Genomic DNA, 15894 nt, shown 5'->3' on the forward strand with positions numbered 1-15894 from the left:
TGATAAAAAATAAAAAACCCAATTTGTTAGAGACAAATTGGGTTTCTAAGCTAATCTTAAGGACGATTTAGTTCTTCAATAAACTTGTGCCATCTTCATTAAGCTGTTTGCTGTATTTTTCTGGGGTTGCAGAAAATTTTTCGTTGCAGCCTGCACAGCAAAATCCGTAATCTTTACCTTCAAAGCTTACAGTTTTAACATTTGCTTTTACATCCATACCGGAGACGGGACAAACTGTGTTAAACGATTTATAACTTTCTGAACCAGCATCTGCTTTTGAATGGCCATCGGTTTTACAATGGTCATCGGATTTTTTTGAGTGAGCTTTTGTTTCACCTTCTGAACAACAAGATTTGGCTTTTGATTTTTTATCAGTGCCGCATTCTTTTTTGGATGCTTTATCTCCACAGCTTTCTTTATCAACAGTTTTTGTGGTAGTGCATTCTTTTTTATCTTTTTCTTTTGTAGTAGTCTTTTCCTTGCTTTGTGCCGAAACTGATCCAATAAGCACAAATAAAGAAAGAATTGATATAACAAATAGTTTTTGCATTTTTATTCCTTATTTAGTTAATGTTTTTTTAATTATCGGTTGCTAATTCTTATTAATTAAGAGTCTGTTAAAAATTGCTTCTATACAAATTTAACAAATATTGATTCATCAAAAAAATGGAATCGAACTCAATTTTTAAATAGTTAAGCATCAAATCTTCTTTCTCCTTATACGAAGCGAATTCATAACAACCGAAACAGAACTGAACGCCATAGCCCCTGCAGCAATAATTGGATTAAGCATCCCAATAGCCGCAAGCGGAATCCCAATAACATTGTAAATGAATGCCCAAAAGAGATTTTGTTTTATTGCTTTTATGGTCAAATGGGAAAGTTTGATAGCTTTTACCACGTCTCTTAGATCATTTTTCATTAGCGTAACGTCTGCGGCTTCCATTGCAACATCTGTCCCGCTTGACATTGCTATTCCAACATCAGCTTGAGAAATTGCCGGCGCATCATTAACTCCATCGCCAACCATTGCAATGATCTTCCCCTTCTGCTGGAGATTTTTTACTTCACTTGATTTATCTGCTGGCAATACTTGTGCGATGTAATTTTTTATTCCGATTTCAGATGCGATTGAACTTGCAGTGCGTTCATTATCTCCAGTGAGCATTGTTACATTGATATTCATTTTTCGTAAATCAGCAATGGCACTTTTTGACGTCGGTTTGATTTGATCTGCAATTGCAATTAGCGATGCGAGTCTATTTTCAATTGCAACGTACACTAAAGTTTTTCCTTGATTTGATAAGTTCGAATAATCTCTTTCAGCTAGAGAAGTTTCTATTGAATTTGCAACCATCAATTTATCATTTCCAATCAGAATAGTTTTCCCCCTTACACTTGCTTTCACACCAAATCCCGATAAGACTTCGAAAGAATCGACATCCAACCATTCAACGGTTTTTGATTTTCCATACTCAACGACTGCCTTAGCGATAGGATGCTCAGATTTATTTTCAATTGATTTTATAATTTGTAATAGTTCAATTTCATTATCGTAATATTGAATAAAATCTGTTACAACAGGGTTCCCCTCCGTTATCGTTCCAGTTTTGTCGAGAACTATATCCGTAATTTTATGAGACAGTTCTAAACTCTCAGCGCTCTTAATTAAAATTCCGTTATTCGCTCCAATCCCAGTTCCTACCATTATCGCGGTTGGTGTTGCGAGTCCAAGTGCACACGGACATGCGATGATCAACACCGCAACAAAGTTTATAAGAGCAGTTTGAAATCCAGTATCGCTCAAAAATGTCCAAGCAAAGAATGTAATAATTGCGATTCCAATTACAATTGGTACGAAAACCGAAGCGATTTTATCTGCAAGACTTTGAATCGGCGCTTTTGATGCTTGAGCATCTTCCATCAATTTGACTATTTGTCCAAGAATTGATTTTTTTCCAAGTTCGGTTACTTTAAAGTTAATGCTTCCAAATTTATTAATCGTTCCACCAATTACTTTATTACCAATTGTCTTTTCAACCGGAATGCTTTCACCTGTAATCATTGATTCATCTATTGATGAGGATCCATCTGAAATAATTCCATCCGCAGCGATTTTTTCTCCAGGTCTAACAACAACTATATCATCCAAAATTATATCAAGAAGCGGAATCGTTACTTCATTTCCATTCCGAATTACGTTGGCGGTTTTTGGTTTTAATCCTATCAGCTTCTTAATTGCATCTGTGGTTTTGGATTTTGCACGTGCTTCAAGCCATCTACCAAATAAAATAAGTGTTATAATTACCGCAGTTGTATCAAAATAAACATCTGCGTGTCCATGAATTGAAATTAACCATGGGAAAAGTGTTGCAATAAGACTGTATAAATATGCCGATCCAGTTCCAACTGCCACGAGCGTATTCATATCTGCTGAAAAATGTTTTGCATTTGTCCAGGCAATTATGAAAAATCTTTCCCCGCCATAGATTAGAACAGGAGTTGTTGCAAGTAAAAGTATTTTATTGATCGTTCCCATTTCCCAATTAAGCATTTCATAGAAAGGCTGATACATTACGAGCATACTGAAAATAGAAATGGGAATTGTAAGAGCAGCGGAAAATATTAATTCGTTTGTGAGCTTTTGGTAAACTGACTGCCTAAGTTGGGCGGCTTCATCTATCTCGTCCTCATCTTCAGCCGATGCTTTTGCTTCAATAACTTTATAACCAACTTTTTCAATTGCTTCTTTCAGCTTAAGCTTTTCGGTTCGGGTTGAATCGAACTTAACTGATGCATTCTCAGTAGCTAAGTTGACTACAGCTTCGCCGACTCCATCGACTTTTTTTAGTGCTTTCTCGATTCGCAGCACACAGCTTGCACACGTCATCCCTTCTATTGGGAGATTGAGTTCTGAATCGGTTTTTATTTTAATTCCTTCTTGCACTTTGATTAACCTTGAATCACTCTGTATCCTTCTTCTTCTATCGCAGAGAGAATTTGAGATTCCTCTATCGAAGATTCATCGTATTCAATCTTTACTTTTCCGATTTCAACTTCGGAATTAGTGATCCCCAAGTTCATAAGTGCACTTTTTACCGCCATCACACAGTGATTGCAGCTCATTCCGTCAATTTTAAGTTCTGTTGTCTTCATATAATTCTTTTTCTAATTTAACGCCAAGTTGCCAAGAAAGCCAAGTCATTGTCAACTTGGCTTCATGGCGTTTTAATTTGATTTAGTTCTTTTTATACGTTTTTCCATCCGGACCTAAATTCTTCAAGTGTTTTTCAGGATCCTTGTTGAACTTTTTAATACATCCACCGCAGCAAAAACCGATAGTCTTCCCCTTGTATTCGACTGTCTTGGTTTCTGGATCAACTTCATCCCCCATAACCGGACAATATGCATTCCAGATTTTGACTTCTGAATCTTTGTCAACTTTCGCTTTGGATTCTTTTTCCATCTTCTGATGGCCTTTATGGTCGTCCATCTTCATTTCAGATTTTTTCTCGACCTTATCCTTCACTACTTGTTTATCCTGTGCGATTGTTAAAGAAGCAGTCAAAATGAAAGCGAGAACAAATATCATGAGACGCATTAGTTTATTCATTTTATCCTCCATTAGTTTTTATGTTAATTAATTATTCCTCGTCTTCAATATTTCCAATAAATTTTTTCCCATCTGCACTTAAATTTTTCATATACTTTTCTGGATCGGCGGCGAATTTTTTATCACATCCTTTGCAGCAAAATCCGATGAGCTTGCCTTTGTACTCTATTACCGGAACTTTGTTCGATATTGGTTCGCCCAATATTGGACAAACCTCATTAAATATTTTTTCCTCACTCTTTTTTGTTTCAGGAGAGTGGATTTGATGCGATCCTTTCTCCGGAGATTCTGTTTTATTTGCAATTTTTATATCAGATTTCTGTTCAATCCCCTCATGCTGATGAGCCGAACCTGATCCGCTTTTCAATTGACTTTCGGAATCGATCAAATAAGCTCCGGTTGCGGCAACTTTTTCTCCCTCTTTTAAGCCAGAGAGAATTTGAAACATACCGTTGTACTTTGCTCCAAGTTTAACTTCGCGCATTTCGAACATTCCTTCGCCGAATTTTATCCATACGATGTTTCTCTTACCGGTTATTAATACCGAATTTTCCGGGACAACAAGGCTTGAACCGAGATTCGTTTCAAAAATGCCTTCGCCGTACATTTGAGGTTTTAATTTATTGTTCCGATTAGTGAACACGCTTCTAATTTTTACGGTACGAGTTTGTGCGTTAACGACCGGATAGATCAAATTAACTCTTCCTTCAAAAATCTCATTTGGGTATGAATCTAGCTTAAGTTTAACTTTATCGCCGACTTTGACAAACTGCAGATCATTTTCGTAGATCTCTGCAATGTTCCAGAGTGTTGAAAGCTCGGCTACGTCATATAAAACGTTTCCTTCATTGATATAGTTTCCCTCTTGAATTTTTTTCTCGATAACAGTTCCGCCGAATGGAGAATAATAAGTGACCGTCAGTTTAATTTCTTTCGTTTTTTCGAGAGTCTCAATTTGCGAGTTTGTCATTCCAAACAGTTCTAATTTTTTTCTCGCCGACTCTAATAATGGATTTTTTTCGGCAATGGGTTCTCTAGTTAAAGCAATTTCAGTATTCACCTTCGACTTAAGAGCGATTAGGTAATCGTTCTGAGCTTGCACTAGATCAGGGCTGTAGACTTCAAACAGCGGCTGTCCTTGCTTAATATAATCGCCGGTTTGGTCGACGAAAAGTTTTTCAATTCGGCCGTTGAAGCGAGCTGTTATTTGTTTCCGGTTTGGCTCTGCAAAATCGAGATAGCTGTAAGAAGATATCTGCTTGCTAATATTTTCTCTTCTGACTTTTACCGTAGAAACATTTGCTGCGATTATTTTTGAATTCGTTAGAGAGATCATATTCTCTGTCTCGGCAGACATTGATTCAGAATCTGATTTTTTTACCAAATCCATGTGACATATTGGACAAACTCCAGGTTTGTTTGACGTCACATTCGGATGCATCGGACAGTAGTATAGAGCCTCAGATGATTCCGTATGTTTAGCATTTTGATCGCCGCCATCAGAATTGCATCCAATAGTTATCAAACTTATTACGAGAAATATTATTGTTAATAGTTTCATATTTAACTCCATTTTCAATTTCAAAATTTTAATAATTACCATCTTTGTAATGATAAATTAAAAGTAAATAAATTTTTCGTTTCTTCTCCATCCTCAATCCTCAATTCTCAATTCTTTACCAACCATCATCTCAATTTCGGCAATAGCCATTTGGTAATCGGCTTGTGCCATAAAGTAGTTCATCTCCTGCATTAGAAGCATTCTGTAAGAATCAATGACTGAGTTGATTGTTGTTTGATTGTTCTGATATGCAGAAGTTTGAGCTTCGACTGCAAGTTCATAGGATGGGACTACATTTTTCGAGTAAAGATTAATCAATTCATCCGAGGTTTTTAATTTCACAAGTGCGCTTTTTAGATTCGAGATCATCTCTCTTTCCATGTCTGATTTTTCGTGTTCGATTCCTTTTATGCCCGCTAATAATTCTTCTTCCTTGGCAGTGTATTTTCTCGCTGACCACGGTGCAAAAGGAAGATTTATCGATGCCATTACTCCGTACATGATTTCTATATTACCATAACCGTTAATCATTGCGGGCGGAGTCTTTGAAGTAAGCAGCATCCCTCTCGGCATTCGCATTATCATCCCGGAAAGCATCAAGTCGGGAATTAATTCCTTATTGTTTGCTCTGACTTCGGATTCGTTCATTTCAATCATGCTCTGCATTTTATTAAGGGATGGATTTTGTTGAGATAAAATTTTTAAAAGCTCTGCTTCCGAGTATTCGAATTTGGGAATCGATATTTTGTGAACCGCAAAAAGATCTTTTGATGATAATTCTCTGCCAAGAAGTTTGTTTAGCTTATAAACTTCCGATTCCCGCTGATTCTCAAGAATAATCAGCTGCACTTCGTGTGAGGAGACTTCGCTCTTTATTGTTAAAAGATCGGCTTGATTAATTCTATTGACTTGATATAATACGGTGATTGAATTCAGCAGCTTTTTCAAAAGTTCAATGTTCTTTTTTTGCAAATCAATTTTTCTATCGATAAACCATAATGAAAAATAGCTCATCTTCAATTCAGCGATCAATGAAGTTTTATAAACTTCGAAATTGTTCTGTTCAATCCGAACATTTTTCTTCGCAACGTCAGTCATCGCGCTGACTTTACCGCCCAGCGGAAACATTTGAGAGATTGAAAGATTATTTGAAACCGCTTTGTCCCAAACGTTCAAATTATCGATAGGAACTTGGGAAAACTCTATCCCGATTAAGGGAGAAGGATAAGTATCGGTCGATTCAACTTTAAACTCAGAAGCTTTTATCTTATAGTTTAATGCTTTCAACTGCGGATTGTTTATCAGTGCTTCGGTAATTAACGAGTCAATACTTTGTGCGCTTAAATTCATCGGAACAAAAAAGAGTAATATTAACCACAGAGTGCACAAAGAAATCACTGAGTTATAGCGACTACAATCTCTTTTCACTTTTAATTCTACTTTATACATTTTCCATTCTCCATTATACATTATTCTATCCCTCCTTCATCCAATCTGCCATTTTCGAAATTTCAAGCTTACCTTTTTTCAGTGCTCGCTCTTTCATTATTGTGAAAAGCACCGGCGTCACTACTAGTACATGAATTGCGGAAGTGAGCAATCCGCCGATCATCGGCGCGGTCAATGGTTTCATCACATCCGAGCCTGTGCCCGCTGCCCACATCACCGGAACGAGTCCGATCATACTTGATGCAACCGTCATAAGTTTAGGCCGCAGTCTTAAGACTGAACCCTCGACCGTTGCAGCGTGGATATCTTCGTTGGTAATTTCATCACGAATTCCTTTCTTGAAATCGCGCAATCTTCTATCGAGTGCCTCGTGCAGATATACAACCATTACGACTCCGGTCTCAACTGCAATTCCATAAAGTGCGATGAATCCCACCCATACGGCAACCGAAAAGTTATATCCAAGAATATAGATCATATACATCCCTCCGATTAAGGCGAACGGAACCGAAAGCATAACAACGAAAGCTTCTTTATAATCTTTTAAAGTGAAGTAGAGAAGAATAAAGATTATTAGAAAAACAACAGGCATGATTATGGAAATTGTCCGCTGCGCCCGGAGCTTGCTTTCATATTGTCCGCTCCAAGTGTAGGAGTAACCTACCGGCAGATTTAAATTTTCAGATATCACTTCTTTTGCATCTTCCATGACGCTTCCCATATCTCTGCCGCGTGTATTCATAAACACTATCGAACGGAGCAATCCATTTTCGCTGCTTATCATCGGAGGTCCCGTTAATACGTTTATTTCGGTAAGCGTTGAGAGCGGAAGATAGATCACTCCGCTGCTGCTTGATTCGAGAAGAGAAAAATTATTTGAATTCGTAGATTGGAAATTATTCTGCCGATTCATTCTGTCTGATGAACTCATTCCTGCCATGTTCATCCCAACATTCATTGATACGGGCTGAAAGCCGGAACTGCTCATATTCATTTCTGTTGGATTCACTCCGCTAGATGATGACACCGGTATAATCAGATTTTTCAATGCATCGATGTTATCTCTTGTTTCTCTTGCATATCTCATTCGAATCGGGAATCGCATTCTCCCTTCAAGGACCAATCCCAGATTTTGTCCGCCGATTGCAGTCTCGATGATATTCTGCAAGTCTTGAATATTTACTCCATAGCGTGCGGCAATTTCACGTCTGATTTGAATATCGAGATAATATCCGTTTTGAATCCGCTCTGCTACAACATCAGCGGCGCCGTCTACGGTTTTTAGAAGCTGCTCAGCTTTGATCGCATAATGCTCAAGAGTATCAAGATCATCTCCAAATATTTTGAAACCAATATCCGTACGCACTCCGGTTGCAAGCATATTAATTCTGTTTATGATCGGCTGTGTCCATCCATTTCTCACACCCGGGATTTGAAGTTTTTGATCAAGCTCTTGAATGATATCATTTTTTGTTATTCCTGGGCGCCACTCATCCTTTGGTTTTAGGAGAATGATCGTTTCGATCATGCTCAGCGGTGCATTGTCGGTTGCGGTTTCCGCTCTCCCGGTTTTGCCGAGGACGTGATCGACTTCCGGAACTGTTTTAATTATTTGATCTTGAACCTGCATCACACGGTTAACTTCCGTAATTGATGCGTTCGGTAAAGTAACCGGCATAAACAAGATCAAACCTTCGTCAAGAGGAGGCATAAATTCAGATCCGGTATTTAGGATCATCGGAACCGTTACAAGCAAGGCAATTACATTAATTACGATCGTAGTTTTTCGATGCTTGAGCACCCAATGGATTATCGGTTCGTAGAGCTTATTGAAAATGCGTGTAACCGGATTTTCATTTTCTAATCTAAATTTTCCGCGCATCAGTAAAGTCATTAAGACAGGGATCAGAGAAATGACAACTATTGAAGCGCCGGCCATCGCAAAAGTCTTTGTAAATGCAAGCGGCTTGAAAAGCTTGCCTTCCTGCCCGGTCAATAAAAATACCGGAAGGAACGAGACAAGGATTATAAGTTCAGAAAAGAAAATCGCACGGCCTACTTGTTTTGCCGAGTCGATCGATATTCTTTTATAATCTTCGGTCGACAATTCACCTCTTTCATCAATTGCACGAGCAATATTTCGGTATGCATTTTCAACCATCACAATTGATGAATCTACAATCACTCCGATGGCTAAAATGATCCCTCCAAGACTCATTATATTTGAAGTGATGTTGAACAGATACATAAGAATAAATGAGATAAGAACTGCAATCGGAATTTCAATAAGTATTCTCACAATGCTTCTGAAATGAAGAAGGAATAAGGCAACCATCAGCGAAACCGTTATTGCCGCTTCGAGAAGTGCACGTTCAAGCGTCCCGACAGCTTCCTTTATCAACGTGCTGCGATCATATGACGGAACGATCTCAACTCCCTCAGGAAGACCCGGAGAAATTTCTTTAATCTTTTCTTTTACGCGATCGATAACCGCCTGAGCATTCTCACCGCTTCTCATTACAATGATTCCGCCGACAACTTCCCCCTTACCATCTTTTTCCAATGAACCTCTTCTTATATCCCCGCCGATTTGAATGCTTGCAATGTTTTTCAGAAGAATTGGAAGTCCGTTCGGATTATTTCTCACAACGGTATTTTCGATATCATCTCTCGAAATTATGTACCCTTGACCGCGGACAAAGTACTCTGCATCGCTCGACTCTAAAAGTTTTCCTCCGACTTCATTGTTGCTTCTTTGAACTGCCGATACAACATCTGATACAGTTAAATTGTATGCACGAAGCTTATTGGGATTAACATCGACTTGATATTGTTTTACAAATCCGCCGATGCTTGCAACTTCCGAAACACCCTCAACGGAAGCGAGCTTATATCTTACATACCAATCTTGTATTGCACGGAGAGTTCCAAGGTCGTGATTCTTTCCCTCGACTGTATACCAGTAGATGTGCCCGACGCCTGTTCCGTCCGGCCCTAAAGTAGGCACTACTCCTGGCGGAAGCTGCGCTTGCACAGTTGCGAGCCGCTCTAAAACTCTCGTTCGAGCAAAGTAAATATCCGTTCCATCTTCAAATATTACAAAGACGAAAGACATCCCGAACATCGACGAAGCACGGACGGCTTTCACATCGGGCAAACCTTGCAGTGCAGATGTGAGCGGAAATGTAATCTGATCTTCAACTACCTGCGGAGACCTTCCCATCCATTCGGTGAAAATTATGACCTGGTTTTCCGAAAGGTCGGGAATTGCATCTACGGGAAGATTGGCAACAGTATAAACTCCGAATCCAACTATCAGCAGATAGAAGAAGATTACTATAAATCTATTTTGAGAACTCCATTCAATTATTTTTTCAATCATAAAAACTCCAATTGTTAAATCATCATCAAACCAAGAAAGTAGCAGTAATTAGATTTGAGTATTGAGTAAATAGAAATTAGATCTGATAGAGTAAAACAATGGTAAAAAATTAGAACGAATACTCAGATTCTAACTACAGCTTTCGACCAATAATGAGGGATGTTTAAATAAGAAAAATTGAATTGATAAGATAGAGATGGTTATCTAATAAAAACGGCGGAGATTTATCTGAAGAATATGTTTTTATTTCAGTGAATGAATAATCATCTAAACCAGTTAAACTGAAGAAATTGTGAACGGGGGCGAACTGATTCTCAAGATTGGCTTTTTGGGAGATGAATTTATCGCTGATCGGTTTTAATACTATATCGCTTTGGCAGCAATCTGAGAATTGATTATCGGTGAAAGAAACTTCGAAATTATCCTCTTCACAGCAGTTTGATTCTTCCTCGACTTTGCACATATCGCAAGCTTCGAGTGATGTCGTCTCCATCATTTGGCAGACGTGTTTTATCAATGGAAGCCCTGTATTCGTAACTGTGAAAAAGAGTATCAGAGCGAAGGTTAATATTTTTCGAATTTGTTTCACGTTTTCTACAACAAAACTAAACTAAAAAAGTTTCCAATTCAAGAATTAAGTCAGTCTTTGCTGTCAAATTCCTGATATTAAACCTTAATTACAATTATCGAATATTATCGGTGTGTTTTTAGGCATCGCGTAATGATTTTCCTATATTTGCACTCCATAGATTTTTGAGATAGAAAGAACCATTATCAAACTTAAAGACCATAAGTCGCAATTAGAAAAAGCCGTTCGACACTTATCAAAAAACGATTCGAAACTTCGTGATATCATTTCACAAGCAGGTGAATGCAGGATCAAACCGCATAAAAAATATTTTGAACTGCTTGTGGCATCGATTGTTGGACAGCAGCTTTCGAGGTATGCGGCGCGTGCAATATTCAATCGATTTAAAAATTATTTTGCTCCAGAAAAATTTCCGTTGAGTTCAGATATTATCATAACCCCTTCAGAAGATTTAAGAAAACTGGGATTATCTTATGCAAAAATTCGATGCTTAAAAGATCTTTGTGAAAAGATTACATCAAAAGTTATTCACCTGAATAAATTCTCTAAAATGCCGGACGAGGAAATAATTAATGAATTAATAAAAGTAAAGGGAATTGGCGTTTGGACTGCCCAAATGTTTTTAATGTTCTCTCTTGGAAGATTAAATGTTTTACCAGTCGGCGATCTCGGAATAAGAAAAGGGATTAAAAACTTATACTCGCTGCGCAATCTTCCCGATGAAAAGAAAATCCGAAAAATCTCAAAAGAAAATAACTGGCATCCGTATAATTCTGTAGCAAGCTGGTATGTTTGGAGAAGCCTGGAATTAAATAAAAAATTAAAAATCAAAAAGTAAATTATGATGTGTCGAAAAATCAGTGTGCGATTAATTTTATTGGTAACAATTCTCTCAATATTAAGCTGCTCATCAAGCAGAGAGCCGCAAAACATTCATTTCGTTAAAAGAGAAATTGATAAATACTATGCTGATACGACTCTCTATCTTGCTGATGTCAAAGAAATTTGTGAAGATGCAAGAAAATATATACAAGAAAATTTTGATTCATCAAAAAAGAATGCAGTGATCTTCGACGTCGATGAAACTCTGCTTCTTAATACTGAATACATTCTCGACTACGATTACGGTTGGTCACGCGAAAGCTGGGATGCATGGATCGATTCGGCAAAAGCGTTTGCAGTTCAACCAATGCTGGAATTATATAATTGGATTAAAGCCAAAGACGTTACAATTTTTGTAATCACGGGACGTTATCCTTCAGTATCAATAAGTAATCCTGATCCGACTGAAAGAAATTTACTGAAAGTCGGATACACAGGTTTTGAAAAACTTTATCTCAAGCCGCGCGATCCGAAAATTGCAACAAGCGAGTACAAATTTCAAATTCGCAAACAATTATCCGAAGACGGCTACAACATAATTGCAAATTTTGGCGATCAGGAATCCGATTTCAAAGGCGGATACAACGGTAAGTCTTTCAAAATTCCAAACCCGATGTATTTCACGCAATGAGCTTTCCGCTATGACCGAGTGGTCGGTAACAACAGGCTAAAAAAATCAGTGTTAATCTGTCTGATCTGTGTCACTTGCCTGCCGTCAGGCAGATCTGTGTGCTATTTGTTTTGGTACTAACCTGTAATTCCCAAAAAAATTTGTTAAATTATTTTCAAACAAAGCGATTAGAAAAATGAAAAATAGTTCTCTAATAATAATTTTCACAATACTCACGTTCATTTCCTGCAGCAAGGAACCGCCAAAAGAATTTCGCGGATTCGATCCGGAAATTTTCGTTATGTCGCTCGGTGATTTGGGCTGGGAAGCGATTTGCAAAATCAAAGTCGAAGGATTCGCAGTAAATGAAAAAGATGATTCTTATTCAACCGATTTAGAATTGACAGTTGATCTAATCACATTACAAAATGACACACTTAAATCAGCGGGAGTTTCTAAATTTAATGAATCTTCAAACGAAGAATTTCATTCTTACTTAAACCTGGAAGCTTCATTTTCTATCGATCCGGAAAACGGTACCGGAAACTACGAAGTTGTTTATTATATAAAAGACAACCTCTCGAACAAGAATTTTTCACTCACAAAATCATTTGAAGTAAAATAATTAAATACTCTTCTTTTATCGGGTAATTGACAATTATTTTTTTTTAATTCAAAAAATCAAAATGTAAAATTTGTTCAGCTCTTATTTTGATTTTTGCATTGTAATTTAACTCCGTCAACTGACGGATTGATATTTAAACTTTGATATAGTCTATGGCTTTTTTCTCAAAAAAGAGTTAAAATAGACTAGGTACAAATTCTGTTATCAACCGAATAAAAACATTTTCACGAGGTTCGCCATGAATCTTCAAAGAACAAATCCCGCCGATTCAATTTTGGATATAACCTTTCATACTCTTAAACGCAGACTTCTTCTTCTCATCATTGTTCTGGCAGCATTTAGTTTAGTTTCTTTTGATGGCAAAAAGCAAGCAACTTCCCTTCAGAATTCTGCGACGAACGCTTATCTCTTCAAAGTTAATAAAATTGAGCTGCCTATAAACAATGTCGGAGTTTTAGCTGATGTACCAATCCCTGGAGGGCGTCAAGGTGTGTATGATGATAAAGTTTTTTTATTCTCCGGTGGATTTTTCCTCGGTGGATATGGCGGTTATGATAGCAGTTTTTTATGGGTAAATGGGGTCGCGAGTGCGGTTAGAATTGGAGATTACTAGGCAGGAAAAGTCGGAATGAATCCAAGCGATCCAAAAGCAAAGCTCTATATTCTAAAAAGCAGCGATACTCCATTTGGCGTAAGCTGGCAGGAATGGAAAACAGCAGTCGAGATTGGCGCTGAATTCTATGACGGCGATGGAGATGGAGCTTATAATCCTATTGATAAAAACAAAAATGGAATTTGGGATTTGCACGAAGACCGTCCCGGTTTGATCGGCGATGAAACTGCCTGGTGCGTATATAATGACGGCAAACCCCAAAGTTTGAGAATGTACAATGATGTTTATCCACTTGGGATTGAAATTCACCAAACAGTTTTTGGTTACAAAGAAGGTGAATCGCTTTCAAATACGGTTTTCGTAAAATACAGAATTATCAATACAGGCGATGTTACAGATAAACTCGACAGCGTAATTTTTAGCTGCTGGACGGATCCCGACCTCGGGGATTATACTGATGACTTGGTTGGATGCGATACTCTTTTAAATACAGGCTATTGTTATAACAATGGCGATGATGCTAATTATGGAATTAATCCTCCTGCAATGTTTACTCAAATTATTCAAGGGCCGAAAGCTTTCATTCCAAATGTTACTTATTCAGATGTCAATGGAAATGGAAAGTTTGACGAAGGTGAAACTTCATTGAGCGATGCTTTTGAATTTGTATCAGATTTTCAATCGAAAAGAAAAATTGCTGGTGCGAAAAATTTAAGTATAAGTTCTTTTAGTACGTTGGTCTATACTGTAATTACCCCACCGGATACGAAATATGAATCTTGGAATAGACTTAATGGACTTTATAGAATTGGAGCCTCGATTAATCCCTGCACATGGTCCTATGGAGTTGTACTTGGAGGAGTTGACTGTTCTAAGATCAATCCTCTTTTTTGGTATTCCGGTGATCCGGTTAAAAAAGTTGGATGGATTTTAAATTATCCTGATGATCAAAGAATGATGACAAATGTCGGCAGATTTCAACTCATGAAAAATAAACCGGTTGATATAATTGTCGCTTACACACTCGGCAGAGAAACCGATGCGCTTAGCAGCATAACTAAGGGAAAAAAATATTCAAGCTACAACAGTGCGTTTTTAGATTATTCGTTTCAAAACATCGCAAAGCTTAGAGACGTAAATCCTCATTTCAGAACTACAGAAAACAAAATCGATATTTCGTGGGAAACAGCAGAAGACCTGTCATATCGAGAATTTGTAAAATCTTCTTTGGGCGATACAGTCCGCAATGTGCAAATTGAGGGATATGAACTTTGGCTTCACCGCACTCCTTCTATCGACACAATTGTCGGCGGAATGAAGAACTCAATAAAACTCGCAAGCTATGACATTGAGAATAACATCGATAACATTTATCGAAAGACGGATGACGTTGGAATTGAAAAAATATTTTCAAGAGGAATTCAGCTTAAGCGGGAAATTTATTCCAATAAAAATAAAGGGCACATTATTTTTTCTTTGGCAACCGATCCATTTAATAACAACAAACCGCTGATAAAAGGAAAACCCTATTACTTTTCAGTTAAGAAAATCGGGGTAAACAATTCATCGTTTCATCTTTCACTAATTGACGCAAAAACGAAATCACATCTCATTACTGCCCGATACGGCATGACGATGGCTGAATCAGAAAGAAAAGTATGGACTGCGGTACCGGGCGCAGACTTCAATTCGCCGTTTCGTTTTGAAATAACGCCGATTGCAGGCTTGAGCAGTGCAACGGAATCAAAAGTGGTTTTTGAAGAAGCGGTTAAAGAAAAGCTTACAAACGACCAGTATGCTGTTAACTTTTTCAAAGACTCACTCTCAACTAATTATTCGATGTTTTGGCGACTGAAAAATTTAACTAAAGAAAAATTGGAGCTCGATTCACAAAAAGTTTATTCAAATAAAGATGACGCTCATCCGGTTATTGATGGAATTATGCCGAAAATAGAATGGATTGAACCAAAAATAAAAGAGCCAGTTTATTATTCGACAGGTACATCATGGATTAAACCAGAGAAAGATAATGTCAGCGGTGTGTTTTATATGGGCACAGATGTTCCTTCACAAAAAATTATACCGCTTCCATACACGGGAGATGTTAAATCACAAATTGTGAAGTTCAATGATCTTCGGCAGATCGAAATCCGATTTGGGCCTACACAAAAAGCATATCGTTACTTGAGCAATTCTCTTGGTACTGTATATCTCTGTGCAGGTTCTAATACTTCGCCGTCAATTGGTAAACCAGGAGAATATTTTGTGGAAGTTCCGTTTCAAGTCTGGATAAAAGATTCACGCTTCAAAGAAGAAAAACAGCTTGCTTGCGGATTTACTGAAAGAACATTCGGTTCAGGAGCTTCTGCGGATGGAATTTGGAATCCAAAAGAATCTCTCGATACAACAAAGGAATATATTATCATTTTTAATTCAAATTATGATTCCTCCGGGAAACAGATGGAATATGTTGGCTATGTACCGCCATCGGGGGCAAAGACTTGGGCGAATCTTCGCGGCTGGTCTCCTCCACCCGAAGCCGGATTTATTGCGGAGCAAACAGCACGAGC

Annotated in this window: 13 protein-coding genes and 1 pseudogene; 5 read left to right on the forward strand and 9 right to left on the reverse strand. The window is 37.8% G+C overall.

Going from position 1 to position 15894, the window contains the following annotated elements:
* Window positions 1-67: 67 nt before the first annotated feature.
* The 9 genes and pseudogenes from FJ213_10495 to FJ213_10535 form a co-directional block, all read right to left on the reverse strand.
* A complete protein-coding gene (locus FJ213_10495; protein MBM4176582.1) occupies window positions 68-550 on the reverse strand; it encodes a YHS domain-containing protein in 483 nt (160 codons plus the stop codon).
* A 150-nt stretch (window positions 551-700) separates the two neighbouring features.
* Window positions 701-2890: a copper-translocating P-type ATPase gene (locus FJ213_10500; protein MBM4176583.1), complete on the reverse strand. Its 2190-nt coding sequence runs from the start codon at window positions 2888-2890 to the stop codon at window positions 701-703.
* 62 nt (window positions 2891-2952) lie between these two features.
* The gene (locus tag FJ213_10505) at window positions 2953-3156 is read right to left on the reverse strand and encodes a heavy-metal-associated domain-containing protein (protein MBM4176584.1); all 204 of its coding nucleotides are present in this window, start codon (window positions 3154-3156) and stop codon (window positions 2953-2955) included.
* A gap of 82 nt (window positions 3157-3238) precedes the next feature.
* The gene (locus FJ213_10510; GenBank protein MBM4176585.1) at window positions 3239-3466 is read right to left on the reverse strand and encodes a YHS domain-containing protein; all 228 of its coding nucleotides are present in this window, start codon (window positions 3464-3466) and stop codon (window positions 3239-3241) included.
* A 178-nt stretch (window positions 3467-3644) separates the two neighbouring features.
* The gene (locus tag FJ213_10515; protein MBM4176586.1) at window positions 3645-5216 is read right to left on the reverse strand and encodes an efflux RND transporter periplasmic adaptor subunit; all 1572 of its coding nucleotides are present in this window, start codon (window positions 5214-5216) and stop codon (window positions 3645-3647) included.
* A gap of 51 nt (window positions 5217-5267) precedes the next feature.
* Window positions 5268-6644 (reverse strand): TolC family protein, encoded by a 1377-nt coding sequence (locus FJ213_10520; protein MBM4176587.1) that lies wholly within the window; start codon window positions 6642-6644, stop codon window positions 5268-5270.
* Window positions 6645-6648: 4 nt separating this feature from the next.
* Window positions 6649-7617, reverse strand: a complete 969-nt coding sequence (locus FJ213_10525) for an efflux RND transporter permease subunit (protein ID MBM4176588.1) — start codon at window positions 7615-7617, stop codon at window positions 6649-6651.
* Window positions 7618-7653: 36 nt separating this feature from the next.
* Window positions 7654-10005: pseudogene (locus tag FJ213_10530) on the reverse strand (efflux RND transporter permease subunit).
* Window positions 10006-10168: 163 nt separating this feature from the next.
* A complete protein-coding gene (locus FJ213_10535; GenBank protein ID MBM4176589.1) occupies window positions 10169-10594 on the reverse strand; it encodes a hypothetical protein in 426 nt (141 codons plus the stop codon).
* A gap of 160 nt (window positions 10595-10754) precedes the next feature.
* On the opposite strand from FJ213_10535, the gene FJ213_10540 reads away from it, so the two are divergent.
* The 5 genes from FJ213_10540 to FJ213_10560 form a co-directional block, all read left to right on the forward strand.
* Complete coding sequence (locus FJ213_10540) at window positions 10755-11432, forward strand: DNA-3-methyladenine glycosylase 2 family protein (protein ID MBM4176590.1); 678 nt, start codon at window positions 10755-10757, stop codon at window positions 11430-11432.
* Window positions 11433-11435: 3 nt separating this feature from the next.
* Window positions 11436-12107, forward strand: coding sequence for a hypothetical protein (locus FJ213_10545; protein ID MBM4176591.1), 672 nt, complete (start codon window positions 11436-11438; stop codon window positions 12105-12107).
* Between the two features lie 175 nt (window positions 12108-12282).
* Window positions 12283-12711: a hypothetical protein gene (locus FJ213_10550; protein MBM4176592.1), complete on the forward strand. Its 429-nt coding sequence runs from the start codon at window positions 12283-12285 to the stop codon at window positions 12709-12711.
* 238 nt (window positions 12712-12949) lie between these two features.
* Window positions 12950-13324, forward strand: a complete 375-nt coding sequence (locus tag FJ213_10555) for a hypothetical protein (GenBank protein MBM4176593.1) — start codon at window positions 12950-12952, stop codon at window positions 13322-13324.
* Window positions 13325-13339: 15 nt separating this feature from the next.
* The coding region (locus FJ213_10560; GenBank protein MBM4176594.1) for a hypothetical protein at window positions 13340-15894 on the forward strand (2555 nt) is incomplete at its 3' end.

The sequence above is a fragment of the Ignavibacteria bacterium genome, from assembly GCA_016873845.1.
GTDB lineage: Bacteria > Bacteroidota > Ignavibacteria > Ch128b > Ch128b > JAHJVF01.

Excerpts from the sequence above, each read along its gene's own strand:
- FJ213_10545 (MBM4176591.1), top strand. The coding sequence starts at position 11,436 with ATGATGTGTCGAAAAATCAGTGTGCGATTAATTTTATTGGTAACAATT.
- FJ213_10525 (MBM4176588.1), bottom strand. The coding sequence starts at position 7,617 with ATGAATATGAGCAGTTCCGGCTTTCAGCCCGTATCAATGAATGTTGGG.
- FJ213_10500 (MBM4176583.1), bottom strand. The coding sequence starts at position 2,890 with ATGACGTGTGCAAGCTGTGTGCTGCGAATCGAGAAAGCACTAAAAAAA.
- FJ213_10555 (MBM4176593.1), top strand. The coding sequence starts at position 12,950 with ATGAATCTTCAAAGAACAAATCCCGCCGATTCAATTTTGGATATAACC.
- FJ213_10550 (MBM4176592.1), top strand. The coding sequence starts at position 12,283 with ATGAAAAATAGTTCTCTAATAATAATTTTCACAATACTCACGTTCATT.
- FJ213_10520 (MBM4176587.1), bottom strand. The coding sequence starts at position 6,644 with ATGTATAATGGAGAATGGAAAATGTATAAAGTAGAATTAAAAGTGAAA.
- FJ213_10510 (MBM4176585.1), bottom strand. The coding sequence starts at position 3,466 with ATGGAAAAAGAATCCAAAGCGAAAGTTGACAAAGATTCAGAAGTCAAA.
- FJ213_10505 (MBM4176584.1), bottom strand. The coding sequence starts at position 3,156 with ATGAAGACAACAGAACTTAAAATTGACGGAATGAGCTGCAATCACTGT.
- FJ213_10495 (MBM4176582.1), bottom strand. The coding sequence starts at position 550 with ATGCAAAAACTATTTGTTATATCAATTCTTTCTTTATTTGTGCTTATT.
- FJ213_10515 (MBM4176586.1), bottom strand. The coding sequence starts at position 5,216 with ATGGTAATTATTAAAATTTTGAAATTGAAAATGGAGTTAAATATGAAA.